This window comes from Halomonas garicola, from assembly GCF_055382465.1.
In genome coordinates this window covers 719,881-746,389 of the sequence record NZ_AP043931.1, presented here as the reverse complement: position 1 = coordinate 746,389, position 26,509 = coordinate 719,881, and the positions used below count along the sequence as shown (strand labels likewise).

Below are 26,509 nucleotides of genomic sequence, written 5' to 3'. Positions count from 1 at the left end.
CTGCCCGCGCCCACTGACCGATGTGAATCAAGATGCCACAAACCACACCCACGCTGCCCGTTTATCTTGACTACGCCGCCACTACGCCGGTGGATGACCGCGTAGCCGCGGTGATGCAGCGCTATTTAACGGTTGACCAGCTCTACGCCAACCCCGCCTCGCGCAGCCACATGCCGGGCTGGCAGGCCGAACAGGTGGTCGAGCAGGCGCGCCGCCAGGTGGCCGACGCCATCGGCGCCGACCCGCGCGAAATCGTCTGGACCAGCGGCGCCACCGAGGCCGACAACCTGGCGCTCACCGGGTTCATGCGCGCCAATCGCGAGCGCGGCATGCACCTGGTGACGTCCGTCATCGAGCACAAGGCCGTGGTGGATACCGCACATGCCCTCGAGGCCGAAGGCTTCGAGGTGACCTGGCTAACGCCCGGCGGCGACGGCCGCGTTACCCCCGAGCAGCTGCGCGGCGCCATGCGCGACGACACCGCGCTGGTATCCCTGATGACGGTCAACAACGAGCTTGGCAGCGTTAACGATACGGCGGCGCTTGCCGACGTTGCTCACGAGTTTGGCGCGGCCTTCCATACCGACGCCGCCCAGGCCATCGGCCGCGTACCGCTGGACGTCGGCGCCCAGAGTATCGATTTGATGTCGCTTTCCGGGCACAAGGCCTACGGCCCCAAGGGCGTGGGCGCGCTCTACGTCAAGCGCCACCCGGACATCCGCGTGGAGGCGCTGATTCACGGCGGCGGTCACGAGCGCGGCATGCGCTCGGGTACGCTGCCCACGCACCAGATTGCCGGCATGGGCGAGGCCTTTGCCCTGATGATTCAGGAAAGCGAGGCCGACCAGGCGCATATCGCGGCGCTGGGCGAACGTTTTCTCGGCGGGCTTGCCCAACTGGAAGACGTTCATCGCAATGCGGCAAGCGAGGCAAGCCTGCCCAACATCATCAACGTCGCCTTTGGCGGCGTGGACGGCGAATCGCTGCTGATGGCGCTGCGCGACGTGGCGGTGTCCACCGGCTCGGCGTGCAACTCGGCAAGCGTGGATCCGTCCTACGTGCTGCTGGGCGTCGGCGTGCCGCGCCGGCTGGCGCTTGCCTCGCTTCGCTTCAGCTTCGGTCGCTTTACCACCGAGGCCGATATCGACCACGCCGTAGGCGTGCTGCAGCACGCCGTCACCGGCCTGCGGGCGGCTTAGCCCTCCGCGGCGCGGTTCACCAAGAGTCACCACGCTAGCTAGTAGAAACAACAGTAGAAACAACAGTAGAAACAACAGTAGAAACAACAGTAGAAACAACGACGGCTTCAACAGGAGGAGGTCACCATGGCCACGCTCAACATTACGCCCGCTGCTGCCGAGCAGATTCAGCACGTCCTCGCCGAACGCGGCGAAGGCCTTGGCCTGCGCGTATCGGTCAAGCCTTCGGGCTGCTCCGGCTACAGCTACGTGCTCGACTTTGCCGACGAGGCCGCCCCGGACGATGCCCACTTCGAGGATCACGGCGCCCAGGTATTTGTCGCCCCGGACGCGCTGACCATGCTCGACGGCAGCGAAGTCGACTACGTCAACGAAGGGCTCAACCGCTACTTTCGCTTCAACAACCCCAACGTCACCGACGAGTGCGGCTGCGGCGAAAGCTTCACCATCTAACCGCGGGGCCGGCACGGGCAGTATTCACGGCCTTGATGAAGCGCTATAATCGCGCCTCCCCGCCGCCGGCCCGGTTCTGCCGTACCGGCGGCGGTGCTTTGCCTTCTCGCTTTAAACGCGACTTTTTACGCCCTATTTTTTACGTCCGATCCAGGAGATTTGTTACATGGCGAACGAACGCACGCTGTCCATCATCAAGCCCGACGCTGTCGCCAAAAATGCCATCGGCGAGATCATTGCCCGCTTTGAAAAAGCCGGCCTCAAGGTCGTTGCCGCCAAGATGATCAAGCTCTCCAACGACAACGCCGGCGGCTTCTACGCCGAGCACAAGGAGCGCCCCTTCTTCAACGATCTGGTCGGCTTCATGACCTCGGGCCCGGTAGTGGTACAGGTGCTGGAAGGCGAAGATGCCATCGCCAAGAACCGCGATCTGATGGGGGCGACCAACCCCAAGGAAGCCGAAGCCGGCACCATCCGCGCCGACTTTGCCGAAACCATCGACGCTAACGCCGTTCACGGTTCCGACTCCGTGGAAAGCGCCGAGCGCGAAATCGCCTACTTCTTCGACAACGACGAAATCTGCCCGCGCTAAGCGCGCTGCAAGGCAGCTTGCACGTTGCCGGCCATTTTCGCGGGAGCCCGGCTCCCGCCTTTTCTTCCGACGCTGACTGCCATGACCACTGCCGCTTTCCAAGACGCATCTACTACCACTTCCCCTGACGCGACGTCCGTCGCCCCGGGGCAGGCCCCCGAGCGCGTCAACCTGCTGGGCATGTCCCGGGCGCAGCTGGAGGCGTTTTTTCTCTCCATCGGCGAAAAGAAGTTCCGCGCCGCCCAGCTGATGAAGTGGATGCACCACGAAGGCTGCGACGACTTTGCCGCCATGACCAACCTGTCCAAGGCGCTGCGCGAAAAGCTTGCGCGCCTGGCCGAGGTGCGCGGCCCGTCGGTGGTCTACGAAGGCGCCTCCAAGGACGGCACGCGCAAGTGGGTACTGGAAGTCGAGGACGGCAGCTACGTGGAAACCGTGCTGATCCCCGCGGATAACGGTAAGCGGCGCACGCTTTGCGTGTCGTCCCAGGTGGGCTGCTCGCTTGACTGCAGCTTCTGCTCCACGGGCAAGCAGGGCTTTCAGCGCAACCTCACCGCCGCAGAAATCATCGGCCAGGTATGGGTGGCCTCGCGCAGCGACGTGCCGCGCAACGACAGCCGCCAGCGCCCGGTGACCAACGTGGTAATGATGGGCATGGGCGAGCCGCTGCTCAACTACGATAACGTCGTGCCGGCCATGCACCTGATGCTCGAAGACGACGGCTACGGCCTGTCCAAGCGCCGGGTGACGCTTTCCACGTCGGGCGTGGTGCCCAAGATCGACAAGCTCAGCGACGACATCGACGTAAGCCTGGCCATTTCGCTGCACGCGGCCAACGACGAGCTGCGCAACGAGCTGGTGCCGCTGAACCGCAAGTACAACATCGCCACGCTGCTGGACGCCTGCCGGCGCTACCTGGACAAGAGTCCGGAGAACCGCCAGGTCACCGTCGAGTACACCCTGATTGCGGGGGTCAACGATCAGCAGGAACACGCCACCGAGCTTGCCGAGGTGCTTGAAGGGCTGCCGTGCAAGATCAACCTGATTCCGTTCAACCCGTTTCCCCACTCGGGCTACGAAACGCCGTCGCGCAACCAGTGCGTGCGCTTTCAGCGCTGGCTTGACGAGCTGGGCTACACCGCGCCGATCCGCATGGCCCGGGGCGATGACATCGACGCCGCCTGCGGCCAGCTGGTCGGCCGAGTGAAGGATCGCACCAAGCGCCAGGCCCGCTACATTCAGTCGGTACAGCTTGACGCCAACTAGCTTGACGCCAACCAGCCTAAAGCTAGCCAGCACCGCCTTGACTTGTGCCGGGCACAGCGCTTTGATAAACGCGCCCTTGGTGCGGTGCAGGAGTCGCTTCGCGCTTTTGCGCCAAGACTCACTGCGCCGTTTGGACTGCCACCATGAGGATACCGATGCTTTGCCGCCGCCCGCTACCGCGTATTGCCCAAGCGCCTGCCATTCTGGCTCTTTTCGGCACGCTGTGGCTGTCCGGCTGCGCCTCGTCGTTGCTTTCCTCTCCGGATACGCCGGAGGCCGGCAGCGCCTACACCCGGCTGGGTCTTGCCTATCTGGAGCAGAACAACCTGAAGCGCGCGCTCAACGCGCTGGACCGGGCCGAAGAGCTTGACCCCGGCAATCCCGAAACGCTGCAGGCGCTGGCGCTTGTCTACCAGCGTCAGGGCGAAAACGACCTGGCCGCCGAGCAGTTCAAGAAGGCGCTCGCCGCCAACACGGACTTTACCCGCGCGCGCAACAACTACGCCGCCTTTCTTTATCAGCAGGGGAATTATCAGCGCGCCTGCCAGCAGCTCGAAACGGCAGCCAAGGATCCCCAGTACGAACACCGGGCGCGGCTTTTCACTAATCTGGGACAGTGCTATACCGCCAGGGACCAGACGCAGCGTGCCCGGGAAAGCCTGGTGCGGGCCAGCAAGATCGACCCGCGCCACGCACGCAGCTATTGGCTGCTGGCCCAACTGGAGTACCGTCAGGGCAATCACGCCCGGGCCTGGGCGCCGCTACAGCGATTTTTGCGGCTTGGCCGGCCCACCCGCGAAGCGCTGGAAATGGCCGCAGAGCTGGCCCTTGAGCGCGGCGACAGCGAACTCGCCGGCAAGTATCGGCGCCAGCTTGCAAGCACGGGCGATACGCCCTGATCACCGTTTTGAGGATGCTCAGCCATGAGCGACACACATAACGACGAATACGCTGACGATCAGCCCGGGGATTCCCCCGGCGAACTGTTACGCAGGGAGCGGGAGCGCCAGGGTATTGCCCTCAGGGACGCCGCGCACGCCCTGCACCTGCGCCCGGCCGTAGTCTCAGGGCTGGAGCAGGATCATTACGCCGAAATCCCCGTGGCCACCTACCGCCGCGGCTATCTGCGCACCTACGCCCGCTACCTGGGCATGGATGACGCCCCGGTGCTCAGGGCCTACGAGGCACGCCACGGCGCCCCGGATACCGCGCGCGACATCAAGCCGGTATCGGTGACCCGCCCGCCCTCGCGGCTGGGCGGCATTTTGTTCAAGCTGGTGACGCTTTTAGTCATCGCCGGGCTGATCGGCGTCACCGTGACCTGGTGGCAAAGCCGCGGCGGGAACGCCCCGCCGAGCCTGGACGACGGCGCCGTGACGGCGCCCGACTCCTCGGCGGCGGCGGAAACGTCGTCCTCTACCGACGACGCCACAGACGAGATTGACGCCGCCGCCAAAAGCGCCGCTGAAACCACGGCTAACGCCGACAGCGCTGCCGAAGCCGACTCTGTCCAGAACTCTGTCGAAACAGGCTCCGCCGACACCGCTCCCGCCGCACCGTCGGATAGCGCCCTGGCCGCCGCCACCCGCGTGGCCGGCGCCGATGAAGCCGAAGACTCCAGCGCCGACGCCGACAGCGGCGCCGACGCCACCACCCTGGCGCTGACGTTCAATCAGCAGTCGTGGACGGAAATTTTCGATGCCCACGACGAGCGCGTGTTTGTCGGGCTACAGCAGCCCGGCACCGAAGCAAGCGTAGAAGGCCAGCCGCCGTTTCGTTTAACCGTCGGCAACGCTACCGGCGTCGAACTGCGCTACCGGGGCGAGGTCGTCGACCTTGCCCGGCACGCCGGCGCCAATAACGTCGCCCGCTTTACCCTGGGAGAGTGATCCGCCCTATGCACGCCCCGTCCTCTATTCAACGCCGCGCCTCACGCCAGATCCACGTCGGCAACGTTCCGGTTGGCGGCGATGCGCCGATTGCCGTCCAGAGCATGACCAACACCGACACCCTTGACGTCGAGGCCACCGTCCGCCAGGTGCGCCAGCTGGAAACCGCCGGCGCCGATATCGTCCGCGTTTCGGTGCCCAGCATGGACGCCGCCGAGGCGTTCGGCCGCATCCGCCAGGCGGTCAACGTACCGCTGGTAGCCGATATTCACTTCGACCACAAGATCGCCCTGCGCGTGGCCGAGCTGGGCGTCGACTGCCTGCGCATCAACCCCGGCAACATCGGCCGCGAAGACCGCGTGCGCGCGGTGGTCAGCGCCGCCCGGGACCGCGGCATCCCCATGCGCATCGGCGTCAACGCCGGCTCGCTGGAAAAATCCCTGCAGCGCAAGTACGGCGAGCCCACGCCTGAGGCGCTGGTGGAGTCCGCCCTGCGCCACATTGACCATCTTGACCGGCTGGACTTCCCCGACTTCAAGGTCAGCGTCAAGGCAAGCGACGTGTTCATGGCCGTATCCGCCTACCGCGATCTGGCCAGCCGCATCGAACAGCCGCTGCACCTGGGGATCACCGAGGCCGGCGGGCTGCGCTCGGGCACGGTCAAGTCCTCCATCGGCCTTGGCATGCTGCTGATGGACGGCATCGGCGATACTCTGCGGGTATCGCTTGCCGCCGATCCGGTGGAAGAGGTCAAGGTCGGCTTTGACATGCTCAAGAGCCTCAAGCTGCGCACCAAGGGCATCAACTTTATCGCCTGCCCCAGCTGCTCGCGGCAGAACTTTGACGTCATCGACACCATGAACCAGCTCGAAGAGCGCCTGGAAGACGTGATGACGCCGCTGGACGTGTCGATCATCGGCTGCATCGTCAACGGCCCGGGCGAGGCCAAGGAGAGCGATCTGGGCCTCACCGGCGGCAGCCCCGCCAACCTGCTGTATCTTGACGGCAAGCCGGCGCAGAAGCTGCGCAACGACAACCTCGTTGACGATCTTGAGCGGCTGATCCGCGACAAGGTGCGCGAAAAACAGCAGCGCGAAGAAGATACTATCGCCCGCAGCGTGTAGCCTGCTGCGACACACAAGGAGTTTCCATTGAGCCAGACCGCAGCCCCCTACACCGCCCGCAAGATCCAGGCGATTCGCGGCATGAACGACCTGCTGCCCGACGAAAGCCCGCGCTGGCAGTTTTTTGAAGCCCGGATCCGCGACCTGATGGCGCGCTACGGCTTTGCCGAGATTCGCACGCCCATTCTGGAGCAGACGGCGCTTTTTGCCCGCTCCATCGGCGAAGTGACCGACATCGTCGAAAAGGAGATGTACACCTTCGACGATCGCAACGGCGACAGCCTCACCCTGCGCCCGGAGGGCACCGCCAGCTGCGTGCGCGCGGCCATGCAGCACGGCCTTCTGCACAACCAGACCCAGCGGCTGTGGTACCAGGGGCCGATGTTTCGCCACGAGCGCCCGCAAAAGGGCCGCTACCGCCAGTTTCACCAGGTCGGCGTGGAAACCTACGGCCTCGACGGCCCGGACATCGACGCCGAAGTCATCCTGCTGTCGGCGCGGCTGTGGCAGGAGCTGGGGCTTGCCGATCACGTCACCCTCGAGCTTAACTCGCTGGGCTCGGCCGAGGCCCGGGCAGCCTACCGCGAGATGCTCGTGGCCTACTTCGAGCAGCACCTCGAGGTGCTCGATGAGGACTCCCGACGCCGCCTGACCACCAACCCGCTGCGCATTCTGGACTCCAAGAACCCGGCTCTAGCTGAGGTGATCGCCGGCGCGCCGCGGCTCATCGATCACCTGGACGAGGCCTCCCGGGAGCACTTCGAGCGCCTCAAGGCCATGCTCGACGCCGCCGGCGTCGGCTACGTGATCAATCCGCGGCTGGTGCGCGGGCTGGATTACTATTCGCGCACCGTGTTCGAATGGACCACCGATGCGCTGGGCAGCCAGGGCACCGTGTGCGCCGGCGGCCGCTACGACGGCCTAGTCGAACAGCTGGGCGGCAAGCCCACCCCGGCGGTGGGCTTTGCCATGGGCATCGAGCGGCTGATTCTGCTGCTCGACACCTTGGCGCTGATTCCCGACGAAGCCCTTGGCGGCTGCGATGCCTATCTGGTGCCCATGGACGACGCCGCGACTCCCGAGGCGCTGGCCCTGGCCGAGCGGCTGCGAACCGCCCTGCCTGAGTTAAACCTGACCCTGCACTGCGGCGGCGGCAGCTTTAAAAGCCGCATGAAAAAGGCCGACAAGAGCGGTGCCCCGCTGGCCATACTGCTGGGCGAGGACGAGCGCGCCGAACAGGCCGCCACGCTGAAATTTCTGCGCGACGACCGCGAGCAGCGGCGCGTAGCGCAAAGCGAGCTGGCCCCTGCGCTGGCGTCCCAGCTGGGATTCACCCGGGCCAACCCCTGAGCCGCTCGCCGGCGTGGAAACTTGCCCGTCATAGCCGTCATAGACAGTTTCAAGGAGGCCGCCCGTGGCGGAGCTGAGAACCGAAGAAGAACAGATGGACGCGATCAAGCGCTGGTGGAAGGAAAACGGCACCTCGCTGGTAGCCGGCCTGATAATCGCCGGCGCCGGCGTGTTTGGCTTCAAGGCCTGGCAGAACTACCAGGACGGCCAGGCCGAAGCCGCGTCCCTGCGCTACCAGCAGCTGATTGCCGAAACCGCCGGCCAGGATGCCGCCGAATCAGCCGACGAGCAGTCGCTGCAAAACGCCCGCAGCACCGCCGACGAGCTGGTCGAAAGCCACGGCGGCTCGCTCTACGCCGAGCTTGCGCTGCTGCTCGACGCCCGCCTGGCGGTACAGCAGGACGACCTGGACGGCGCCCGCGCCTCTTTGGAGCAGGCGCTTGACGACTCCTCGCGGGGCTACGTTCAGGGCCTGGCTCGGCTGCGCCTGGCGCGGCTTGACGTTGCCGCCGGCGAGGCGCAGCAGGCGCTCGGCCGGCTGGAAGACGACGTGGTCGCCCCGCTCGCCGCCCAGCGCCACAGCGTGCACGGCGACGCTTATTTCGCCCTCGGTCAAAACGACGAGGCCCGCGCCGCCTGGCAGCAGGCGCAGGCGCTGACCGAAGAGCAAGGCCGCCCCCTTTACGGCGTCACGCTGAAACTTGATGACCTGGGCAGCGATACTCCAGATACCCGCGAGGCCACGCCATGATCGCCACCCGTTTTTCCCGCACCCTGCGCCTGACGCTGGGCGCCGGCGCCATTGCCCTGCTGGCCGGCTGCGCCAGCAAAGGCGAGCCGCTTTACACGCCCAAGCCGCTCTCCGACATTGACGCTACCTCCACCCTTGATACCCGCTGGGACACCGGCATCGGCAAGGGCCTTGGCCGAGCGCGCTACCCGCTGACGCCGGCCCGGGACGGCGATACGCTGTTCGCCGCCGACGCCCGCGGGCTGGTGGTGGCGCTGGATGCCGACAGCGGCAAGCGCGACTGGGAAACCACGCTCGACAGCGCCGTCTCCAGCGGGCTTTCTGCGATTGCCGGCCACGTTTATCTGGGCAGCAAGAACGGCGACGTCATCGCCCTCAAGCAGGGAGACGGCAGCGAGCAGTGGCGCGCGCGGGTCTCAAGCGAAGTGCTGGCCGCTCCTCAGCCCAACCGCGACCTGCTGATCGTGCAGAGCACCGACGGCCAGATCACCGCCCTTGACCGCCAGAGCGGGGAGACCCGCTGGTCCTACGAAAGCAACCCGCCGTCGCTGACCCTGCGCGGCACCGGCACGCCGCAGACCATTGACCCCGTCACCTTTGCCGGCTTTGCCAACGGCCGCCTGGTCACCCTGGACAACCGCACCGGCGAGCCGCTGTGGCAGCAGCAGGTGGCCATTCCCCAGGGGCGCACCGAAGTCGACCGCCTGGTGGATCTGACCGGCCAGCCGCTGCTGACCCCGGATGGCCGGCTCTACGTCACCAGCTATAACGGCCGCCTGATTGCCCTGGAGGCCACCCGCGGCCAGCTGATCTGGGAGCGCGAGCTCTCCAGCCGGCATACGCCGCTGCTGGTGGGCGACTATCTGTTCGTGGTCACCGACGACAGCCGCGTGCTTGCCCTGGACGCCCAGAGCGGCGATGAAGTGTGGCAAAACGACGACCTCACCGGCCGCTGGCTAACCGCGCCGGCGTTTGCCGACGGCCGCCTGGTGGTGGGAGATTTCGAAGGCTATCTGCACCTGCTCGACGCCCGCCAGGGCGAGCTTGTGGGGCGCACCCGCGTTGACCGCTCCGGCATCAGCATCACCCCCGTCACCGAAGGCGGCACGATTCACGTGCTCGCCAACGACGGCACCCTGGAAACTCTGGACGTCTCCCCATGACACCGGTTATTGCGCTAGTCGGCCGCCCCAACGTGGGTAAATCCACCCTGTTCAATCGCCTGACGCGCTCACGCGACGCGCTGGTGGCCGATTTTCCCGGCCTGACCCGGGACCGCAAGTACGGCAACGGCATGCTCGGCGGCAAAGCCTACACGGTCATCGACACCGGCGGCATCAGCGGCGACGAGCACGGCATCGACGCGGCCATGGCCGAGCAGTCCCTGGCCGCCATCGACGAAGCCGATATCGTGCTGTTCATGGTGGACGCCCGGGCGGGGCTCAACGTCGCCGACGAAGCCATCGCCAACCACCTGCGGGTCAATCAGAAAAAGACCTGGCTGGTGGTCAACAAGACCGACGGCCTGGAAGAGCACTCGGCCATGGCCGACTTCTGGACCCTGGGCCTTGGCGACCCTCACGCCATTGCCGCCGCCCACGGGCGCAACGTCGCCGCGCTGGTCGATCAGGTACTCGAGCCGTTTCCCGAGCGCGACGAGTCGATCCCCGCCGACACCGGCACCAAGGGCATCCGCATCGGCGTGATCGGCCGGCCCAACGTGGGCAAGTCGACGCTGGTCAACCGCCTGCTTGGCGAAGACCGTGTGGTGGTGTTTGATGAGGCCGGCACCACTCGGGACGCCATCGAGATCCCCTTCGAGCGGCGCGGCAAGCCCTACGTGCTGGTGGATACCGCCGGCGTGCGGCGGCGCAAGAACGTGCGCGAAGCCACCGAGAAGTTCTCGATCATCAAGGCGCTGGAAGCCATCAAGGAATGCCACGTCGCGGTCATGGTGCTCGACGCCCGCACCGGGCTGGTGGAGCAGGACCTGCATCTGCTCGACTACGTGCTCACCACCGGCCGGGCGCTGGTGCTGGCGGTGAACAAGTGGGACGGGCTTGAGAGCGAGGCCCGGGACAAGATGCGCGCCGAGATCAAGCGCCGGCTGGGCTTTGCCGACTACGCCGAGCTGCACTTCATCTCCGCGCTGCACGGCACTGCAGTGGGCGATCTCTACCCGTCCGTCGAGCGCGCCTTCGAGGCCGCCAACGCCCGCTGGTCCACCAACCGGCTGACCACCCTGCTCCAGGACGCCGTCGCTCAGCACGCCCCGCCGATGGTTCACGGCCGGCGCATCAAGCTGCGCATGGCCCACCAGGGCGGCAGCAATCCGCCGATCATCGTGGTCCACGGCAACCAGACCGGCGCGCTGCCCGACGCCTACCGACGCTACCTCACCAACACCTTCCGCAAGGTGCTCAAGGTGCGCGGCACGCCCATGCGCTTCGAGTTTCGCTCGGGGGACAACCCCTACGACCCCATGGCCGACTCAAGCGACAAGGCCAAGGCCAAAAAGCGCGAGCTCAACCGCACCCGGGAGTCGCGCAAACGGCGCCGCTAGGCACTCTCGACATCGCTAGCCCTTCTCGACATCGACAATGCGCCGGGCGTCTCGGCCATGCCTTCCCCCAGCAGCGGCGCCTCGGGGTAGCGACGATCCAGATAGCTCATGATCGCGTAGCTATCGGTGACGACCTCGTCCCCGTCGACCAGCACCGGCACCTTGTCGTGGCGGGCGAAGGCCAGCGCTTCCTTCTCGGTGAAGCGCCAGGGTCGCGTCTCCGCCTCGAGCCCCTTGTGCGCCAGCGCATAGCGAATCCGCCAGCAGAAAGGCGAGAAACGCAGCCCTTCCTCGATGCCGCAGAGTTCATCAGAATTTGCGCGGGATACCCGGTACGTTGAGTGCCGGGAGGGATAACGCGTCGCCCGCAGGGCGACCTGGACTACACCACCGTCTGTCCCGCTCCTCCCTGGTGGTTAATGGATGGTGTGGAGTGATAGCCGTAGCCATCACCGCGTTGAATCAGGGTGCAGTATTGGTACGAAATGCCTTGCACTGCCCCTTGTTGGGTTTGGATGTTGAAGCTGCCGGTTTTGCGCACGGCCACACGACCGATATGCGTGCCGGCTTTCTTACCTGTGGGCACGAGGGCCGTGATCATATCGCCCGTTTGAAAGCCTTTAACCTGCTTTTGGCGCATCAAGTAACCCCGAGGAAAACCGTGTCGAGTCAGCCGAGTGCGTTGATAACCGCCGCGCCCGGTGGCTTTGATCGTCAGAGTGGGCACCTGCCAGTGGTGCAGGGCGTCCATTGGGCCGACGCAAGCGGCATTCAGGGCGTGAGTTTTGGGAATACCGAGGCGCTGGCGGTTGTATTTGGTACGGCCACCCGTGCCGACCGTGACAGGTAAGCCGATGGCCTTGAGCGCGGTGAACAGCGCCCAACGGGTCGCATTGACCGCACTGGCATCGCGTAGCGGTTGCTTGAGTTGGCGCTGTACTCGCTCAAGCCGTATGTCAGCGGTATGTCCATGTTGTTTCAAGCGGCGACGAAGCCCCCTCGCCGTGGCAAAAAAATCAGTCAATGCTTGCCGATCCTTTTCTTGATTGCAGGCATGGCAGGCTAATGACAGGTTGCTGACGCGGTTGGAACCGCCACGGCTGCGTGGTTCAACATGCTCGATTTCCAGCGGTGTGTCCGTGGCCCCACAATAGGCACATTCCCGGCCCCATTTCTCCAATAGGTACTCGCGCACCTCGTACCCCAACAGCGTCCCTTGCTGGTATCCAACGCCGCTTATCTCGGGGTTGTCGAGCCGCTGGGTATCAAAGCGCACCAACTCCTGATCCAGCGCGGTGATGGGAGCGAGTCTGCGTAGCCGTTCCACCCAAGCTGTGACGGTATCGACCCGATGCTGCAATGAAGGGGGCAGCCAACCTTTGGGCCGAATGCGATTATCAAAGCGCGGGGCGCGGTAGCGCAGATTGGCCGAGCGGCGGCGACGCCGAAACGTGGCGCGTTGCTCCAGGGCTTTTTTGATCTGAAAGCCGCGATGCACCAGATCAAACAGGCACAGGACATGCTGGCCGTCGCCGGCTTTACGCACCACCGCCAGCCCCGTGGTCTTGCTACCCGGATCAAGCTTCAAACGCAGCGGTTGTGTGTCGCCGCCCACCCGATCCTTGAGCCGGATCGCGAACGGGTAGCGTTTATGCACCACGGCGCGACCGTCTTCCAGCAGCAACCGAGCACGCTTTTCGCTGCACGGCATCAACGGCTGCTTGCGGTTGTCCAATACGAAAACCGCCATGCGATTTCCTCCTTGATAAGTGCCCTTACGGGCCTTGTGACGCAGGGCTTGCGCCCTGTCTCCCCTCGGGAATGTCGATAACCGGCTCCTGCTTGGCGGCAGCGGTCAAGACCTTCGGCATTTTACCTTGCGCCAGCATGATCCCGACCTTTCAGAGCAGCAGACTGAGGAAGCATCCACTGGTGAGTCTTGACGACCTATTATCAACGTAGCGGACTGGCTACCGCTTTCCCTGGTCAACCGGGCTTGCTTTCACAAGCCTCTGCCTTTAGGCAGAGGTAGTTGACAGAGTACCCGTGCCATGCTGCCTCCCGTTGTTCAGTCTGTGTGGTGTAATGACCTGGCTCGATGCTGCCAGCGCAAGCCTTGTACGAGCCTCGCTCATCCCTGAGCCCCTTTCCGACCGCTCTCTCAGGATGCCTCGCAGATCTCCAGGCGCTCACCGGTGGTGCCGTCGGCCAGGTGACGGAAAAGAATCCCCTCGGAGCCGGGGCTGATCCCCTTTGTCCACCATTCCAGATCGTCACCCGCGTAACGCGCGCCGCTGCCGGAAACCGCGATTTGCATGTCGTCGCGACGATCCTTGTATTCGACCCTGGCCGAGTCGGTGGAGGGATAAGCGGCGGCGATGGTTTCGCCGCTCTCGCACCGATAGGTATGCACGGTGGCCGTTGACGCTGCCGCTTCGGGCGCTGGGGCATCCGCCTTCTCCTGGGGGGTGCTGGCGCAGGCGGAAACGAGCAGGGTTGATGCAAGCGTCAGAAAAGCAGGGATTTTCATGCGAATCTCCATGGTGGCGATGACGGGGTGCGGGCGTGCAGCGTAACAGAAGGTTTACCCTCGCTGTCGGCAGGCCACTTTCAGGGAGCGCGCCAGGGCCCGAGTGGCCGGGCCTGCCGCGTCGCGATTGGCGTAGGCCAGAAACAGCGCCTCCTTGCGCTGGCCGCCTTCGATCAGCGGTAGGCGCTTCAGGCTGCCCGCTTCCAGCTCTTCCCGGATGTGGCCGTAGGGTAGCCAGGCAAACCCCAGTCCGTCCCTGACGAACTGCACCGAGGTGTTGAGCTGGGTGACGGTCCAGCGCTGCTCGGCGGCGAGCCAGCCCGCATCCTGACGGCGCCTGAGCCCCGAATCCCGAACCACGAACTGGCGATAGGCGCGCAGATCATGGTGGGTCAGGTCGCGCTCGAGCTGGTGAAGCGGATGCCGGGGATGGGCCACCGCGAGAAAGGTCACGTCCAGCAGCGGCTGCCCGAGAAAACCGGGCGGAGGGCGGTGGGTAATGGCCAGATCCGCTTCCCCGTTGAGCAGGGCCTCCTGGGTGCCGGACAGCACCGACTCGATGAGCTGCACCCTTGACGCCCGACTCTCAGGCACAAAAGCGGCCATGGCCCGGCTGAGCAGATCCGTGGGAAAGATGGCTTCTACCGCCAGGCGAACCTCGGTTTCCCAGCCCTCGGCCAGGTTGCTGGCCAGGTACTCGAGACTCAAGGCGTCTTCAATCAACACCCGGGCTTGCCGCAGCAGCGTTTCGCCTGCCGGCGACAGTACCGCTTTGCGCCCTTGAATCGTCAGCACGTCAACAGGCAGCTGTTCCTGCAGGCCTTTCAGCGCATAGCTGACCGATGACTGGCTGCGGCTGAGCGCCTCGGCGGCCCTGGCATAGCTGCCTTCATCCACCACCGCCTGCAGTATCGCCCACTGCTCGAGGCTGATACGGGGAACTCTCTGGATCATGAAACACTCGCGGATCGATGCGCTGGCTGGATATCACCGCGCATGGCCGAACGATACGGCAATTGATCGAATTATCCGTTCTTTATGCGTGGAATAGTGCCACTTTCTCACGCAATAGAACAGCTAGGCTAGGTTCTGTAAACCAAACAGCAGGGGATATTCCCCAGGAGGCAACAACAATGACCAAGGTACTGGTGCTCTATCATTCCATGTACGGCCATATCGAAACCATGGCCAACACCGTCGCCGAAGGCGCACGCCGGGTAGACGGCGTCGAAGTCACGGTCAAGCGCGTCCCCGAAACCATGCCGGCTGACGCCTTTGCATCGGCCGGCGGCAAGACCGATCAGGATGCCCCGGTCGCTTCACCGGCGGAACTTGCCGAGTACGACGCGGTTATCTTCGGCACGCCCACGCGCTTTGGCAACATGTCCGGCCAGATGCGCACCTTCCTCGATCAGACCGGCGGCCTCTGGGTCAACGGCGGCCTGGTGGGCAAGGTGGCCAGCGTCTTTACCTCGACCGGCACCGGCGGCGGTGAAGAAACCACCATTGCGTCCACCTGGACCACCCTGGCGCACCACGGCATGGTAATTGTGCCGATCGGCTACGCAACCTCTGAGCTTTTTGATATCTCTCAGGTCGGCGGGGGCACGCCCTACGGTGCCTCGACCATTGCCGCCGGCGACGGCTCGCGCCAGCCCGACGAGCGCGAACTGGCCATTGCCCGCTTCCAGGGCGAGCACGTGGCCAAGGTGGCGGCAAAGCTCAGTCGCTAGGGGGCGTTAACAATTAGGCCAGCCATATGGCGGCTGACACGAGGCAGAGGAGTGACTGGTAGTTTCTTGCCAGTCGCTCATAGCGTGTAGATAACCGCCGGAACTTCTTGATTTTCTGAAAGAACCTCTCCACCAGATTGCGATCTTGGTAACAGTGCCAGTCTACTTCAATGCGCGCCAAACGATTCTTTTTCGGAGGAATCACCGGCTCGGCACCTGCGGCCTGAATCATGTCCCGCAGAGCAGTGGAGTCATACCCCTTGTCGCCCAGCACCGCTTGCGGGGAAAAACCTTCCAGTAGAGCGGGAGCAGCACCATACTCCGACGCCTGGCCCGGTGTGAGAACCAATCGTACTGGGTTACCTAACGCATCGACTGCGGCATGAATTTTGGTGCTCAATCCGCCTCGAGATTTGCCCATGGCTTCGACGTCTTGCGTGTTTTTTTTGACGCTCCATGCTGGTGCACCCTGACGATGCTACCGTCGATCATCAGCTGCTCTAGATCGGGATCGTCGGCTACTGTGTCAAAAATACGCTGCCAAACGCCCTTTCGTGACCAACGGTTATACCGCATGTAGACGGTGTGCCAGCGCCCAAAAGATTCGGGAAGATCACGCCACGGGGCGCCGGTCCGAGCGATCCAGAGCACGGCTTCCACGAACAGGCGATTGTCCTTGGCAGTTACCCCACAGTCTGAGGCTTTGCCGGGGAGCAGGTGCTCGATTCGCTCCCACTGATCATCGCGTAACTTCAACCGACTCATGGCCCACCAAAATCTATGAATACTAAATCAGTTTAAACGAAACTAATGATTGTTAACACACCCTAAGTTCAGTCGCTAAGTTCAGTCGCTAAGCTCAGTTTCTAAGCTCGGCCGCTAAGTCCGAGTGGTGGAGGGAGGGCAGCGCTCTCCCTCACGGCTTCTGGCCTGACACCCCACCCAGATAATTTGCATACGGAGTGAATCACCATGGGTCTTTTGATCAACGGCGAATGGCACGATCAGTGGTACGACACCAAAAAGCACGGCGGCGAGTTTGTGCGCGAATCCGCCAAGCTGCGCGACTGGGTGACGTCGGACGGTCAACCTGCGGCGGATGGTCACCCTGGTGTGGCAGCCGAGGCGGACCGCTTTCATCTTTATGTGTCACTGGCCTGCCCCTGGGCGCATCGCGTGCTGATCATGCGCAAACTCAAGGGGCTGGAGCCGCTGTTCGGCGTCTCCCACGTAAGCCCGCTGATGCGAGAAAAGGGCTGGACCTACCACCTGGACGAAGGCTCCAGCGGCGATGCGGTCAACGGCGTTGACTATCATCACCAGCTCTACACCCTGACCAACCCGGAGTACACCGGGCGGGTGACAGTGCCGGCGCTGTGGGACAAGCGCGACGGGCGCATCGTCAACAACGAGTCGGCGGAGCTTGTGCGCATGCTCAACGGGGCGTTTGACGGGCTCACCGGTAACCGGCTCGATTTCTATCCGCAAGAGTTGCGCGAGACCATCGATGGCGTCAATGCCGATGTCTACGATCACATCAACAACGGCGTCTACAAGGCGGGTTTTGCCACCGAGCAGGACGTTTACGAGACGCACGTCGTGGCCCTGTTCGAGGCGCTGGACCGCATGGAGGCCCGGCTTGCCGAGCACCGTTATCTTGCCGGCGAGTGGCTGACCGAGGCCGATATTCGCCTGTTTACCACCCTGGTGCGCTTTGACGCCGTCTACCACGGCCACTTCAAGTGCAACCTGCGCCGGATTGAAGACTACCCGAACCTGTCCCACTACCTGCGCGAGCTGTACCAGTGGCCGGGGGTCAAGGAGACGGTGAACTTCGATCATATCCAGCGCCACTATTACATGAGCCACGACACCATCAACCCCAACGGCATCGTGCCCAAGGGGCCGCTTCTTGACCTTGATCGTCCCCACGACCGCGAGCGCCTGACGGGGCGGGGCGTGCGCACGAAGACCTGAGCTATCAGTGGTGATAGCAGCCTTGCACCATCGGCGGGCCCGGGCTGAGCAAGGCCCGGGCACACCAGCGTTTCTTAACCTATTTCAACAGCATAAGGAAAAGATAATGACCACCTTCTTCTCGACGTGGCAACCGCATGTTCTGAGCCTGCTTCGCGCCGTGACCGGCCTTCTTTTCATGCAGCACGGGGGCCAGAAAATCCTTGGCTTCCCGGTCGATCAGCGTGCCCCCTTCGATCTGTTCTCGCTGAGCGGAGCTGCCGGCATACTCGAGCTGGTGGGCGGCTTTTTGATCCTCATCGGCCTGCTCACTCGCCCCACCGCTTTTGTGCTTTCGGGCTTCATGGCGGTCGCCTATTTCATGGCGCATGCACCGCAGGATTTCTGGCCATTGGCGAACGGTGGTCAGCTGGCAGTCTTTTACTCTTTCGTGTTTCTCTACCTGTTCATCGCCGGCGGTGGTGAATGGAGCCTGGATCGACTGCGGACCAAACATGACCCTGAGTCCAGGGCTGCCAAACCGAACGCTGGCTGACTGTTGGGTTATCGACTGACGATAAGTTCTTAATACGAAGCCCTTAATACATGGTTGAGCCAATCATCCGGGTCGGCAGCTGAGCTGAGCGATCTATCCAGGACACCGATGCCATGAGCAACACCGAATCAAACCCTGCGCTGTTCGAATCGCGCGAGTGCCCCGTCATTGACGGTCAACGGCTGATTCAGCACCTCGCGTCGCGTACGGCTGAGGTAGGCGGCATTCCCATCAATCGGGTTCTGCCCCAGCGCGGGCGACGCCTGATCGGGGCCTGGTGCTTTCTGGACCACGCCGGGCCTGCGGTATTTTCCGTGGACAGTCAGGGCATGCGCGTCGGCCCGCATCCGCATACCGGGCTGCAGACCTTCACCTGGATGCTGGCCGGCAACATCCTGCACCGTGACAGTCTCGGCAGCGAACAGGTCATTCGCCCGGGCGAAGTCAACTTGATGACCGCCGGTCGCGGCATTGCGCACACCGAAGAATCGCTCGCGAGTGAATCCCGGCTGCACGCGGCGCAGCTATGGGTCGCGCTGCCCTACGCCCATCGGCACACCCAGCCCCGCTTCGATCATTATGCCGACCTGCCACGGTGGCAGGAACAGGGCGTCGATATTACCCTGCTCACCGGCGCGCTCAACGGCCGGGAAGCGCCTATCCTCGCCTTCTCGCCGCTGGTTGGCGCCGATCTGTTCGCTGACGCCGAGGCGACCGTCCGCCTGAACCTGCACAGCCACTACGAATACGGCGTGCTCGTGCTCGAGGGCGGGCTGCGCATCGGTCAGGATAGATTCGCGCCAAACGAACTGGCCTATCTGGGCTGCGGGCTCGACGATATCGCGCTGGAACTCGACGCCAGTACCCGCGTGCTGCTGCTGGGCGGCGAGCCGCTGAACGAAGAGATCTTCATCTGGTGGAACTTCGTCGGGCACAGCAAAGTCGAGATTTCGCAGGCGCAGCAAGAATGGGTGGCCGGCGCTGCGCGATTCGGCGAAGTTCCCGAATTCGACGGCGACCGGCTGATGCCGCCGCCCCTTCCCTGGCGCTTGGCAGCTGACAAGAGGACCAAGCGATGAAACTGACCATCATTCTAACCAGCACTCGTCCCGGCTGGGTCGGCAAGCACGTTCACGCCCCCGGCGCTTCATGAGCAGAGCGCGCAAACCCTGCTTGAGACCCTGGCCCGGTGGGCCAAAGCGCTGAAAACCATGCGCTGAGGCTATATCACGCGCTTGTAATTGTTATAAATAAGCACCCTGAATAATGTCAACAGGAAGAGGATGCTAATGCTTAAAAAGCTGCCCGCTGTGTTCGCGTCTGCTACCGTGCTAACAGCTTGTGACGCCATGGCCCATCAGGACGACAGCCGTACCTCGAGCAACCCGCATCACCACGGCCACGATAGCCAGCACCAGCATCACCACAATGACAGTCGGCACAGGCAGCATCGTAATCACCACTGGCAGGAAAATAACACAGCACAGGCACCAAGACCGCGGCGGCGACCGCTTCTAGCTGCATGGTCCCGTCAGTGATGGAAGGGGTCATGCACGTTGGTCCTCGGACCACAGCCTTCTGCCACAACTTGCTATTTGGCACCAAAGCACAACACCCAGAAAATACCGTTTAGTATTTGCTGGTCATTTCGCCTAGTGTGGTCCCAGGAATCGCGTGGGTGATAGTGCTTGAGCATATTCCGGCAGGGCTTCACCATCAATTAGCCCTCCTACCAGCCGACCCGTTTGAGCCGACAAGGTAAGACCCAGATGACCATGGCCGTAAGCCAGGATCAGTCCTGGATGCCCTGGTACTTCTCCAATAACCGGCAGACCATCCGGCGTCGAATGACGCACCCCTACCCACTCCTGCTCAACCTCAACCGATCGGCCGAACAGCGTGGTTCCCCAGTCAGCGAGCTGAGACCAGCGTCGGGCGTTCGGCGCCTTATCCGGTCGGCAGAACTCCGTAGTACCGGCCATCCGTATTCCTTCCTGCATGGGCGTAGCATAGAAATGGTGGGTCAACCAACCAACCGGTCGGTTGAGGGACGGTGGTGTCTTAAGCATAATGTGATAACCACGTTCACTAACCACAGGCAGCCGGGTGCCAAGTTCCTTGAGCAGGCCATTATTGGCGATACCGGCACATAGCACCACGCGGTCTACGTCTAAGTAGCTCTCTCCAGCTTTCAAGCGCCATCCTCCCTCCTTAAGAGGCGTTAGCGATTCGAGACGTGCGACCATATGGGTTAGACCCTCGCCTCGCAGGCGCTGGTACAGGCATTGACTTAGGCTCAACGGGTCGCGTAGTGAGCGTATCTCGGGAAAGTAGAGCGCTCCTCGGAGACCTTTGCTTTTCAGCTCAGGCTCCAACTCTCGCACTTCCCCAGGTGAAAGAGCCTCACAGGCTATGCCATCAGCCCGCTTTGTTGCAGCCATGGCCTCTAGCGTCGACGCTTGGCATCGGCTGTCACGGACAATCTGCAGGCAACCATTTGCGTGGTACAGACGCTCGCCACCCAAAGTGTCAAGCAATGTATGCTGGGCGGCGACCGCCTCACGGATCAATTGCACCAAATCGGCCTTGTGGCGCGCGAAATTCGCCGGTATGGCGGCTCGCAGAAACCGCCAACCGAAGCCGGCCAAGGTCGGCATATACCTGGGATCAATAGCGATAGAACGGTCAGGTTGCGCTAACATAGCCGGCATCTGTCTGAGAGTCTGCAGACTAGCCATAGGCGCTGTGGCGTAGTTGGCGATCAGTCCGGCATTGCCGAATGAGGCCCCTCCCCCCGGCGGCTCGGGATCAATAAGCCTGACGTCATGCCCTCGAGCTCGTAGCGACCGACTAACGGCAAGACCAACGATACCGGCACCAATCACGGCGATAGTGGTCATATAGAATAATCCTTGTGAACCGCTGAATGCCCCAGGCTTGCAGCTATCAAATCAATTGCCTGGATGATGTCATATACTGGTAAACCAGAGACTTTCCTGACCACGCCCGAGAAGGCAGAAAGATCCGTGCACTCAAGCACGATAGCGTCAAGAGGGCCACTTGCCAGCAGCCGGCGGGCAGCCGCAGCGACCTCGTTAATCATAGCTTCCATGTTAAGATCATGGCGTCTTCCTTTCAGGATGACCTCACGAAACTCGGGAGCTTGTTGCAGCCCCTCGATACTGAGCGCCGACATTTCTCGCTCCCATCCTATACCTCGCAGATGTTCCTTACCGAGTGCATTAGCATCCGCAGTCAGGAGCCCCAGCCCTGCCGTGCTGCCATACACGAGTTCCAGCCAAGGCAAAAGAGCCAGACTAGATAGCACAACTGGCACAGATACTGCCTCGGCAACCTGCCATTGATAACGCGCCATGAAGCCGCAACTCCCGGCTATTATCTTAATACCCTGGCTTTCAAGACAGAGCGCGCGATCAATCATTGATTTCAGCAACTTATCGTTAGGAGCATGCAGGAGTTCTGGAATACCGACACCCCCCATGACTTCATAGACCACTGGGTAGTTAAAGCTTTGTGGATTACGTAGGTGGCCGCGTGGCTTAGTAAACCACGACTCTAGGCAAAGTACGCCCAATGGCGTATCGCCGTAGTGATGCCCGCTGGAGTGGTTTCTATGTTGCATTCTCAAAATCCCAACAAAGTTCAAGGCACTGAGCAGAAACCTGGCCATAACGCTTATCTATTCTCACGATGGCCAATTCAGCGGTCGTTGCGAGGCTATACAGCGGCGCATTACGGCATGGGGAAAAGTGTCGTGGCTGCTGCAAAGTGCCTAGCGGATAGAACTTAGTTGTCACGATAAAAGCGCCAAGAGGCGATACCTACGCCAACCGCGGTCATCATGATGATCCCGCTGGCGGCATAGAGAGCGAAGGCATAAGCAGTCATAGTTATCACCTTTAATGATATTAGTGATTAGTGTCGGGCATGGTGCCGCGGAAGCGGCGATATACAAGGGTGAATACCGCAAGGTTGGCGATCACGCCAGCAATCAGAGCGGTAAGTCCAGTGATAGCCTGAAGATCCAAGGGTCCCCACTCCCAAACGATGGTCACCAAGGCCCCGCTCAGCATAGCGGCAACTGCCGAGCGCGAGCATCGCAGGTCGAAGAGTACGGCAAACACAAATGGTAGTAAGATAGTCGGCGCCCAAAGGGAATAGCTCATCAGAAGCGCATCAATGATAGAGGTAGCATAGAGAGCAAAGACTATTGCGCCGATGCCGATTAATAAGTTTACCAACCGTTCTATCCACAACCGTTTCTTATCGCTAACGCCTGGCTCAATAAAGGGCTTGTAGATATCACCAACGAAAATAACTGCCGCTGAGTTGAGATAGGAGTCTGCAGTAGACATAACTACAGCCAATAAGGATGCTAGTACTAGGCCGGTAATACCGATTGGCAATGCATCACGAATCAAAGCCGGCATAGCCTGATCGGGAGAAATATCCGGATACAGCACTAGAGCAATTAGCCCAATAGTGGCACTGACGAAGTAAAACAGTAGACCGAAGCCACCAGCTACCGAATAGCCGATGCGGGCATGACGGGAATCCGGTGCCGACAAAGCTCGCTGAGTATAAGGTGGCACCAAGGACTCGCCGAGCAAAAAAGCGACGAAAATGCCCACAAACATACCGACGGAATAGTCACCCATCAGGCTGAAGTGCGCATCGGGTAGTTGCTCCACTAAGGCCGAGGGCCCACCCAGATCGTGGATGCCAATTAACATGGTCAGCGGCAGGAACACCGCTAACATCAGAAACTGCACAACGTCAGTCTGAATTACTGCCCACATACCACCGACAGTGGAGTACAAAAGCACCACCGACATACCCAGAAGAATGCCAGTGGAGACCTCAATGCCGAGGATAGTATGGAAGACGGTGCCCACGGCCAGCGCCTGAGCACCGAGAAGGCTGACACAGAATATCAGCGAAAAGATACCGGTAAACAATCGCGCACCACTACCAAAATGATGCGCCATGATATCACCCATTGTTTGGGCATTTGCGTAACGCTTTAAACGTGGCGCAACAAAAAGACCGGCTAAAGCTGTAGCTATAGGAAAGGCCGATGCTGCGAACATAAAAGCGTAACCTTCTTTAAAGGACTCGCCAGCACGGCCCATAGAAGCACCGCCACCCAAAAAGGATGCGGCCAGAGTAGCAAATAACACTGGCCAAATAATTTTATTACCTGCCACAGCGAAATCGGCACTATCGGAGACTTTTCTGGCGCTACGATAACCAATCGCGATTAGTATTGCGAAATACACTAGAAGCCCGAGGAGGTCAATCGGATTCATGGAGCCACCTTTATTACTGTTGTAGGTTTTCCCAGCATCGTTGGGCTATGCTATAAAAACAACTGAATCAAACCTATGAAGTCATAAACAGCATTTAGAGTCTTTACCATGGAAATTCGGCACAACCTGCGGCAGCTACAGATTTTCCAGGCGGTGGCGCGAACCGGCAGCTTATCCAAGGCAGCACGCCGATTAGACCTCAGTCAGCCAGCGGTCAGTATCGCTATTGCCAATCTCGAGCAGGAGGTGGGCTTCCTGCTCTTTCGGCGCAACCACTACGGCACCGAGTTGACGCCGGAGGCCCGGCACCTAGCCGAGGGGGCAGATAAAGTACTGGCCTCAGTAAAGCATCTCGGCGAACTATCAGAAGGCCTACGTCAAGGACAGGCTGGCAAATTAATGCTTGGATGCATGCCTGGGCTCTCGCCCTCAGCCATGCCGCAGATCATGGCCAACTACCTCCACGATCATCCCACCAGCCAGCTCTCCCTGCAGACCTTCAGTTCGACAAAGGTCCGCGACTGGGTAGCCGAGGGCCAATTCGACCTAGGAGTCGTCGAGTTTCAGGACGACCTACATGCGCTGGATGTCACTCCTTACCAACTCCGTATGCACATGGCCTTGCCGCCCACAAGCCCCTTGGCCGAGCATGGCGTAGTAACGGCGGCTGACTTAAATAACCTGCCGCTGATTACCTTGGATGAGCACCACCAAAGCACCCTCAAACTGAGACAAATCTTTCACGCTGCAGGCGCACGCTTTCAGGTCATGATTGAGACCCATCTGTTCCCCTCGGCCATCAGCTTGGTCAATGCTGGTCTCGGTCATGCCCTAGTGGATCCAGTATCAGCTGACAGTTTTCTCCAACGGCGCGATTGCCACGTAACGATAGTCCCCTTCGAACCAGCCATTGACCTAGAGATTGCCCTGATTACCTCACGCTTTCACCCACCATCACGACATTGTCAGCGGTTCATTCCTTATCTGGACGCGGGGCTCAAAGCCTGGCAACAGCGCTCGCGCCAGCGTCTCTTTCAAGTCGATATAGATGGCAAATGCTGAAAACTGAATCGCCTAGTATTATATTTTTAGATTAATAAGATATAGCGAATATTATTGATATGAAGGCAGCCCTAGGGGGCGTTAACAATTAGGCCAGCCATATGGCGGCTGACACGAGGCAGAGGAGTGACTGGTAGTTTCTTGCCAGTCGCTCATAGCGTGTAGATAACCGCCGGAACTTCTTGATTTTCTGAAAGAACCTCTCCACCAGATTGCGATCTTGGTAACAGTGCCAGTCTACTTCAATGCGCGCCAAACGATTCTTTTTCGGAGGAATCACCGGCTCGGCACCTGCGGCCTGAATCATGTCCCGCAGAGCAGTGGAGTCATACCCCTTGTCGCCCAGCACCGCTTGCGGGGAAAAACCTTCCAGTAGAGCGGGAGCAGCACCATACTCCGACGCCTGGCCCGGTGTGAGAACCAATCGTACTGGGTTACCTAACGCATCGACTGCGGCATGAATTTTGGTGCTCAATCCGCCTCGAGATTTGCCCATGGCTTCGACGTCTTGCGTGTTTTTTTTGACGCTCCATGCTGGTGCACCCTGACGATGCTACCGTCGATCATCAGCTGCTCTAGATCGGGATCGTCGGCTACTGTGTCAAAAATACGCTGCCAAACGCCCTTTCGTGACCAACGGTTATACCGCATGTAGACGGTGTGCCAGCGCCCAAAAGATTCGGGAAGATCACGCCACGGGGCGCCGGTCCGAGCGATCCAGAGCACGGCTTCCACGAACAGGCGATTGTCCTTGGCAGTTACCCCACAGTCTGAGGCTTTGCCGGGGAGCAGGTGCTCGATTCGCTCCCACTGATCATCGCGTAACTTCAACCGACTCATGGCCCACCAAAATCTATGAATACTAAATCAGTTTAAACGAAACTAATGATTGTTAACACACCCTAGGATTGAGGTTTATCGTTGTCACCAGCGCCCTGTTGCATCAGATCCTTCAGTATTGGCACCACGCTCCGCTTGAGCATGCGATGCAGTCCAGATATGACGACGAGGGGCAAAGCTCAAGCGCTACGATGAGGAGATCATCCAGGCCAAGACGAAAGAATTGAAGAGCCGCAAGCAGCACCTTCCCCTACCCAAAAGTGAGCGTGGTCAGTAGATATGTGGCGTGCATGCGGTCGGCCATGGACGTCGTCACGGCACCGCCAGCGCCGTTTTACCGAGCGTACGGAGAACTTTCACACCCAGGTTATCCCGAGGCACCACCCTCGGGAACAGCATCCGTCAGGCACTGGAGCCATGTCTAACGCAGGCTAGGGTCTGTTGACGTTTCATGGCAGGGGTATTGGCAGGATAGGGGCAAGCTCGCAGAATAAAGGTTCCTACGCCAACAAACTGCAAGCCTGCCATGCCCCGACAAATGCTCACGGATGAACACTGGTCGAAGCTGAAACTTATCCTGCTTCAACAAGGTATTTATGACAAGGCCGACTTGCGTACCACGGTGGAAGGCATCCTTTATCGGATGCGCACTGGCTGCCCGTGGCGAGACCTACCAGAGGTGTTTGGCCTTTGGAACACGGTCTACAAGCGTTTCAACGCCTGGTCAGCGAGTGGAAAGCTGATGAGGATTTTCAGCTCTCTGGTGGAAGATCCTGATGTTGAGTGGCTGTTCATTGATGGCTCCTACGTCAAGGCTCACCAAGACAGCACTGGAGCTGCCACGGAAGACGCAGAAGCCATTGGCAAAAGTCGTGCAGGCAATACCAGCAAGATCCACTTGGCCGTGGATGCTTATGGGTTGCCGATCGCCTTCAGAATAACCGGGGGTGAAGTGCACGACAGCACGGAAGCCCAGGCATTGATTGACGGTTTGCCGGCAGGTGACGCGCTGGTGGCTGACAAAGGCTATGACAGTGAACGTATCCGTGAGCAGGTCGAAGCCAAAGGAATGGCTGCCGTCATTCCACGCAGGCGTAACTCGAAAAAAGGAAATGCCAATCTGGACAGAGGGTTATATCGCTACCGGCATCTGGTTGAGAATGCCTTTGCTCGATTGAAACCGTATCGCGCCATTGCGACGCGCTACGATAAGCTCAAACGAAATTACGAAAGCATGGTGGCCTTGGCATGCGGCTTTTTATGGCTACCAATGTGAAACGTCAACAGGCCCTAAATGAAAATTTCTTATTTTTTT

25 protein-coding genes and 1 pseudogene are annotated in these 26,509 nt (G+C 61.1%); 17 read left to right on the top strand and 9 right to left on the bottom strand.

Translation table 11 applies throughout. The features are described 5' to 3' along the window. The first annotated feature begins 32 nt into the window (after positions 1 to 32). The 11 genes from ACZ46Y_RS03865 to der all read left to right on the top strand — a co-directional run bounded on the left by ACZ46Y_RS03865 (position 33) and on the right by der (position 11,187). Entirely contained in the window at positions 33 to 1,199 is a 1,167-nt protein-coding gene (locus tag ACZ46Y_RS03865; protein WP_311955462.1) for an aminotransferase class V-fold PLP-dependent enzyme, read from the top strand. Positions 1,200 to 1,325: 126 nt separating this feature from the next. Then, on the top strand, positions 1,326 to 1,652 hold the full coding sequence (locus ACZ46Y_RS03860; RefSeq protein ID WP_311955455.1) for a HesB/IscA family protein: 327 nt from the start codon (positions 1,326 to 1,328) through the stop codon (positions 1,650 to 1,652). Between the two features lie 166 nt (positions 1,653 to 1,818). Next, on the top strand, positions 1,819 to 2,244 hold the full coding sequence (gene ndk, locus ACZ46Y_RS03855) for a nucleoside-diphosphate kinase (RefSeq protein WP_311955453.1): 426 nt from the start codon (positions 1,819 to 1,821) through the stop codon (positions 2,242 to 2,244). Between the two features lie 180 nt (positions 2,245 to 2,424). Then, positions 2,425 to 3,510, top strand: a complete 1,086-nt coding sequence (gene rlmN / locus ACZ46Y_RS03850; RefSeq protein WP_464380086.1) for a dual-specificity RNA methyltransferase RlmN — start codon at positions 2,425 to 2,427, stop codon at positions 3,508 to 3,510. A gap of 155 nt (positions 3,511 to 3,665) precedes the next feature. Further along, a complete protein-coding gene (gene pilW, locus ACZ46Y_RS03845) occupies positions 3,666 to 4,409 on the top strand; it encodes a type IV pilus biogenesis/stability protein PilW (RefSeq protein ID WP_311955451.1) in 744 nt (247 codons plus the stop codon). Between the two features lie 24 nt (positions 4,410 to 4,433). After that, positions 4,434 to 5,399, top strand: a complete 966-nt coding sequence (locus tag ACZ46Y_RS03840; RefSeq protein WP_311955450.1) for a RodZ domain-containing protein — start codon at positions 4,434 to 4,436, stop codon at positions 5,397 to 5,399. Between the two features lie 8 nt (positions 5,400 to 5,407). Next, positions 5,408 to 6,523 (top strand): flavodoxin-dependent (E)-4-hydroxy-3-methylbut-2-enyl-diphosphate synthase, encoded by a 1,116-nt coding sequence (gene ispG / locus ACZ46Y_RS03835; RefSeq protein WP_311955449.1) that lies wholly within the window; start codon positions 5,408 to 5,410, stop codon positions 6,521 to 6,523. Between the two features lie 81 nt (positions 6,524 to 6,604). Next, complete coding sequence (gene hisS / locus ACZ46Y_RS03830) at positions 6,605 to 7,873, top strand: histidine--tRNA ligase (protein ID WP_464380085.1); 1,269 nt, start codon at positions 6,605 to 6,607, stop codon at positions 7,871 to 7,873. Positions 7,874 to 7,937: 64 nt separating this feature from the next. Then, complete coding sequence (locus tag ACZ46Y_RS03825) at positions 7,938 to 8,624, top strand: YfgM family protein (protein ID WP_311955445.1); 687 nt, start codon at positions 7,938 to 7,940, stop codon at positions 8,622 to 8,624. Further along, positions 8,621 to 9,787 (top strand): outer membrane protein assembly factor BamB, encoded by a 1,167-nt coding sequence (gene bamB, locus ACZ46Y_RS03820; RefSeq protein WP_311955443.1) that lies wholly within the window; start codon positions 8,621 to 8,623, stop codon positions 9,785 to 9,787. Before ACZ46Y_RS03825 ends, bamB begins: the two co-directional genes overlap by 4 nt. Then, the gene (der, locus tag ACZ46Y_RS03815; RefSeq protein ID WP_311955441.1) at positions 9,784 to 11,187 is read left to right on the top strand and encodes a ribosome biogenesis GTPase Der; all 1,404 of its coding nucleotides are present in this window, start codon (positions 9,784 to 9,786) and stop codon (positions 11,185 to 11,187) included. The genes bamB and der overlap by 4 nt, the downstream gene beginning before the upstream one ends. A gap of 50 nt (positions 11,188 to 11,237) precedes the next feature. Here the strand turns inward: der and ACZ46Y_RS03810 are convergent. The 4 genes and pseudogenes from ACZ46Y_RS03810 to ACZ46Y_RS03795 form a co-directional block, all read right to left on the bottom strand. Next, positions 11,238 to 11,483, bottom strand: a pseudogene (locus ACZ46Y_RS03810) (glutathione S-transferase N-terminal domain-containing protein); the annotation flags it as partial. An 86-nt stretch (positions 11,484 to 11,569) separates the two neighbouring features. Then, the gene (iscB, locus tag ACZ46Y_RS03805) at positions 11,570 to 12,937 is read right to left on the bottom strand and encodes an RNA-guided endonuclease IscB (RefSeq protein ID WP_311955440.1); all 1,368 of its coding nucleotides are present in this window, start codon (positions 12,935 to 12,937) and stop codon (positions 11,570 to 11,572) included. Positions 12,938 to 13,348: 411 nt separating this feature from the next. Continuing rightward, positions 13,349 to 13,717 (bottom strand): MliC family protein, encoded by a 369-nt coding sequence (locus ACZ46Y_RS03800; RefSeq protein ID WP_311955438.1) that lies wholly within the window; start codon positions 13,715 to 13,717, stop codon positions 13,349 to 13,351. Between the two features lie 54 nt (positions 13,718 to 13,771). After that, on the bottom strand, positions 13,772 to 14,671 hold the full coding sequence (locus ACZ46Y_RS03795; protein ID WP_311955436.1) for a LysR family transcriptional regulator: 900 nt from the start codon (positions 14,669 to 14,671) through the stop codon (positions 13,772 to 13,774). Between the two features lie 179 nt (positions 14,672 to 14,850). On the opposite strand from ACZ46Y_RS03795, the gene wrbA reads away from it, so the two are divergent. Then, complete coding sequence (wrbA, locus tag ACZ46Y_RS03790) at positions 14,851 to 15,450, top strand: NAD(P)H:quinone oxidoreductase (RefSeq protein WP_311884704.1); 600 nt, start codon at positions 14,851 to 14,853, stop codon at positions 15,448 to 15,450. Positions 15,451 to 15,463: 13 nt separating this feature from the next. Here wrbA and ACZ46Y_RS03785 read toward each other — a convergent pair. Further along, a protein-coding gene (locus ACZ46Y_RS03785) for an IS5 family transposase (RefSeq protein WP_407650536.1) occupies positions 15,464 to 16,215 on the bottom strand; the annotation gives its coding sequence in 2 pieces (ribosomal slippage) (positions 15,464 to 15,900 and positions 15,900 to 16,215; 753 coding nt in all). Positions 16,216 to 16,422: 207 nt separating this feature from the next. Between ACZ46Y_RS03785 and ACZ46Y_RS03780 the strand changes: the two genes are divergently transcribed. The 3 genes from ACZ46Y_RS03780 (at position 16,423) to ACZ46Y_RS03770 (ending at position 19,041) form a co-directional block, all read left to right on the top strand. Further along, positions 16,423 to 17,427, top strand: coding sequence for a glutathione S-transferase family protein (locus ACZ46Y_RS03780; protein ID WP_311957667.1), 1,005 nt, complete (start codon positions 16,423 to 16,425; stop codon positions 17,425 to 17,427). 106 nt (positions 17,428 to 17,533) lie between these two features. After that, complete coding sequence (locus tag ACZ46Y_RS03775; protein ID WP_311957669.1) at positions 17,534 to 17,962, top strand: DoxX family protein; 429 nt, start codon at positions 17,534 to 17,536, stop codon at positions 17,960 to 17,962. Between the two features lie 113 nt (positions 17,963 to 18,075). After that, positions 18,076 to 19,041, top strand: a complete 966-nt coding sequence (locus ACZ46Y_RS03770; RefSeq protein WP_311957671.1) for a pirin family protein — start codon at positions 18,076 to 18,078, stop codon at positions 19,039 to 19,041. Positions 19,042 to 19,614: 573 nt separating this feature from the next. Here the strand turns inward: ACZ46Y_RS03770 and ACZ46Y_RS03765 are convergent. The 3 genes from ACZ46Y_RS03765 to ACZ46Y_RS03755 form a co-directional block, all read right to left on the bottom strand. Further along, positions 19,615 to 20,862 carry an NAD(P)/FAD-dependent oxidoreductase gene (locus tag ACZ46Y_RS03765; RefSeq protein WP_311957673.1) on the bottom strand — a complete coding sequence of 416 codons (1,248 nt, stop codon included), beginning with the start codon at positions 20,860 to 20,862 and terminating at the stop codon, positions 19,615 to 19,617. Further along, positions 20,859 to 21,653: an aspartate/glutamate racemase family protein gene (locus tag ACZ46Y_RS03760; protein WP_311957675.1), complete on the bottom strand. Its 795-nt coding sequence runs from the start codon at positions 21,651 to 21,653 to the stop codon at positions 20,859 to 20,861. Before ACZ46Y_RS03760 ends, ACZ46Y_RS03765 begins: the two co-directional genes overlap by 4 nt. 238 nt (positions 21,654 to 21,891) lie before the next feature. Then, positions 21,892 to 23,292, bottom strand: a complete 1,401-nt coding sequence (locus tag ACZ46Y_RS03755; RefSeq protein WP_311957678.1) for a sodium:solute symporter family protein — start codon at positions 23,290 to 23,292, stop codon at positions 21,892 to 21,894. Positions 23,293 to 23,400: 108 nt separating this feature from the next. On the opposite strand from ACZ46Y_RS03755, the gene ACZ46Y_RS03750 reads away from it, so the two are divergent. Further along, on the top strand, positions 23,401 to 24,354 hold the full coding sequence (locus tag ACZ46Y_RS03750; RefSeq protein ID WP_311957679.1) for a LysR family transcriptional regulator: 954 nt from the start codon (positions 23,401 to 23,403) through the stop codon (positions 24,352 to 24,354). Positions 24,355 to 24,442: 88 nt separating this feature from the next. On the opposite strand, the gene ACZ46Y_RS03745 is transcribed toward ACZ46Y_RS03750, so the two are convergent. Continuing rightward, positions 24,443 to 25,194 (bottom strand): IS5 family transposase gene (locus ACZ46Y_RS03745; protein ID WP_407650536.1). Its coding sequence is split into 2 segments (ribosomal slippage): positions 24,443 to 24,879 and positions 24,879 to 25,194, totalling 753 coding nucleotides; the frame shifts between segments, so codons are not numbered across the junction. A 526-nt stretch (positions 25,195 to 25,720) separates the two neighbouring features. Between ACZ46Y_RS03745 and ACZ46Y_RS03740 the strand changes: the two genes are divergently transcribed. Beyond that, a complete protein-coding gene (locus ACZ46Y_RS03740) occupies positions 25,721 to 26,470 on the top strand; it encodes an IS5 family transposase (protein ID WP_464380033.1) in 750 nt (249 codons plus the stop codon). The last annotated feature ends 39 nt before the right edge of the window (positions 26,471 to 26,509 follow it).

Coding starts and splice junctions, on each gene's coding strand:
- ACZ46Y_RS03865 (WP_311955462.1), top strand. CDS start 33: ATGCCACAAACCACACCCACGCTGCCCGTTTATCTTGACTACGCCGCC.
- ACZ46Y_RS03860 (WP_311955455.1), top strand. CDS start 1,326: ATGGCCACGCTCAACATTACGCCCGCTGCTGCCGAGCAGATTCAGCAC.
- ndk (WP_311955453.1), top strand. CDS start 1,819: ATGGCGAACGAACGCACGCTGTCCATCATCAAGCCCGACGCTGTCGCC.
- rlmN (WP_464380086.1), top strand. CDS start 2,425: ATGTCCCGGGCGCAGCTGGAGGCGTTTTTTCTCTCCATCGGCGAAAAG.
- pilW (WP_311955451.1), top strand. CDS start 3,666: ATGCTTTGCCGCCGCCCGCTACCGCGTATTGCCCAAGCGCCTGCCATT.
- ACZ46Y_RS03840 (WP_311955450.1), top strand. CDS start 4,434: ATGAGCGACACACATAACGACGAATACGCTGACGATCAGCCCGGGGAT.
- ispG (WP_311955449.1), top strand. CDS start 5,408: ATGCACGCCCCGTCCTCTATTCAACGCCGCGCCTCACGCCAGATCCAC.
- hisS (WP_464380085.1), top strand. CDS start 6,605: ATGAACGACCTGCTGCCCGACGAAAGCCCGCGCTGGCAGTTTTTTGAA.
- bamB (WP_311955443.1), top strand. CDS start 8,621: ATGATCGCCACCCGTTTTTCCCGCACCCTGCGCCTGACGCTGGGCGCC.
- der (WP_311955441.1), top strand. CDS start 9,784: ATGACACCGGTTATTGCGCTAGTCGGCCGCCCCAACGTGGGTAAATCC.
- iscB (WP_311955440.1), bottom strand. CDS start 12,937: ATGGCGGTTTTCGTATTGGACAACCGCAAGCAGCCGTTGATGCCGTGC.
- ACZ46Y_RS03800 (WP_311955438.1), bottom strand. CDS start 13,717: ATGAAAATCCCTGCTTTTCTGACGCTTGCATCAACCCTGCTCGTTTCC.
- ACZ46Y_RS03795 (WP_311955436.1), bottom strand. CDS start 14,671: ATGATCCAGAGAGTTCCCCGTATCAGCCTCGAGCAGTGGGCGATACTG.
- wrbA (WP_311884704.1), top strand. CDS start 14,851: ATGACCAAGGTACTGGTGCTCTATCATTCCATGTACGGCCATATCGAA.
- ACZ46Y_RS03780 (WP_311957667.1), top strand. CDS start 16,423: ATGGGTCTTTTGATCAACGGCGAATGGCACGATCAGTGGTACGACACC.
- ACZ46Y_RS03775 (WP_311957669.1), top strand. CDS start 17,534: ATGACCACCTTCTTCTCGACGTGGCAACCGCATGTTCTGAGCCTGCTT.
- ACZ46Y_RS03770 (WP_311957671.1), top strand. CDS start 18,076: ATGAGCAACACCGAATCAAACCCTGCGCTGTTCGAATCGCGCGAGTGC.
- ACZ46Y_RS03765 (WP_311957673.1), bottom strand. CDS start 20,862: ATGACCACTATCGCCGTGATTGGTGCCGGTATCGTTGGTCTTGCCGTT.
- ACZ46Y_RS03760 (WP_311957675.1), bottom strand. CDS start 21,653: ATGGCCAGGTTTCTGCTCAGTGCCTTGAACTTTGTTGGGATTTTGAGA.
- ACZ46Y_RS03755 (WP_311957678.1), bottom strand. CDS start 23,292: ATGAATCCGATTGACCTCCTCGGGCTTCTAGTGTATTTCGCAATACTA.
- ACZ46Y_RS03750 (WP_311957679.1), top strand. CDS start 23,401: ATGGAAATTCGGCACAACCTGCGGCAGCTACAGATTTTCCAGGCGGTG.
- ACZ46Y_RS03740 (WP_464380033.1), top strand. CDS start 25,721: ATGCCCCGACAAATGCTCACGGATGAACACTGGTCGAAGCTGAAACTT.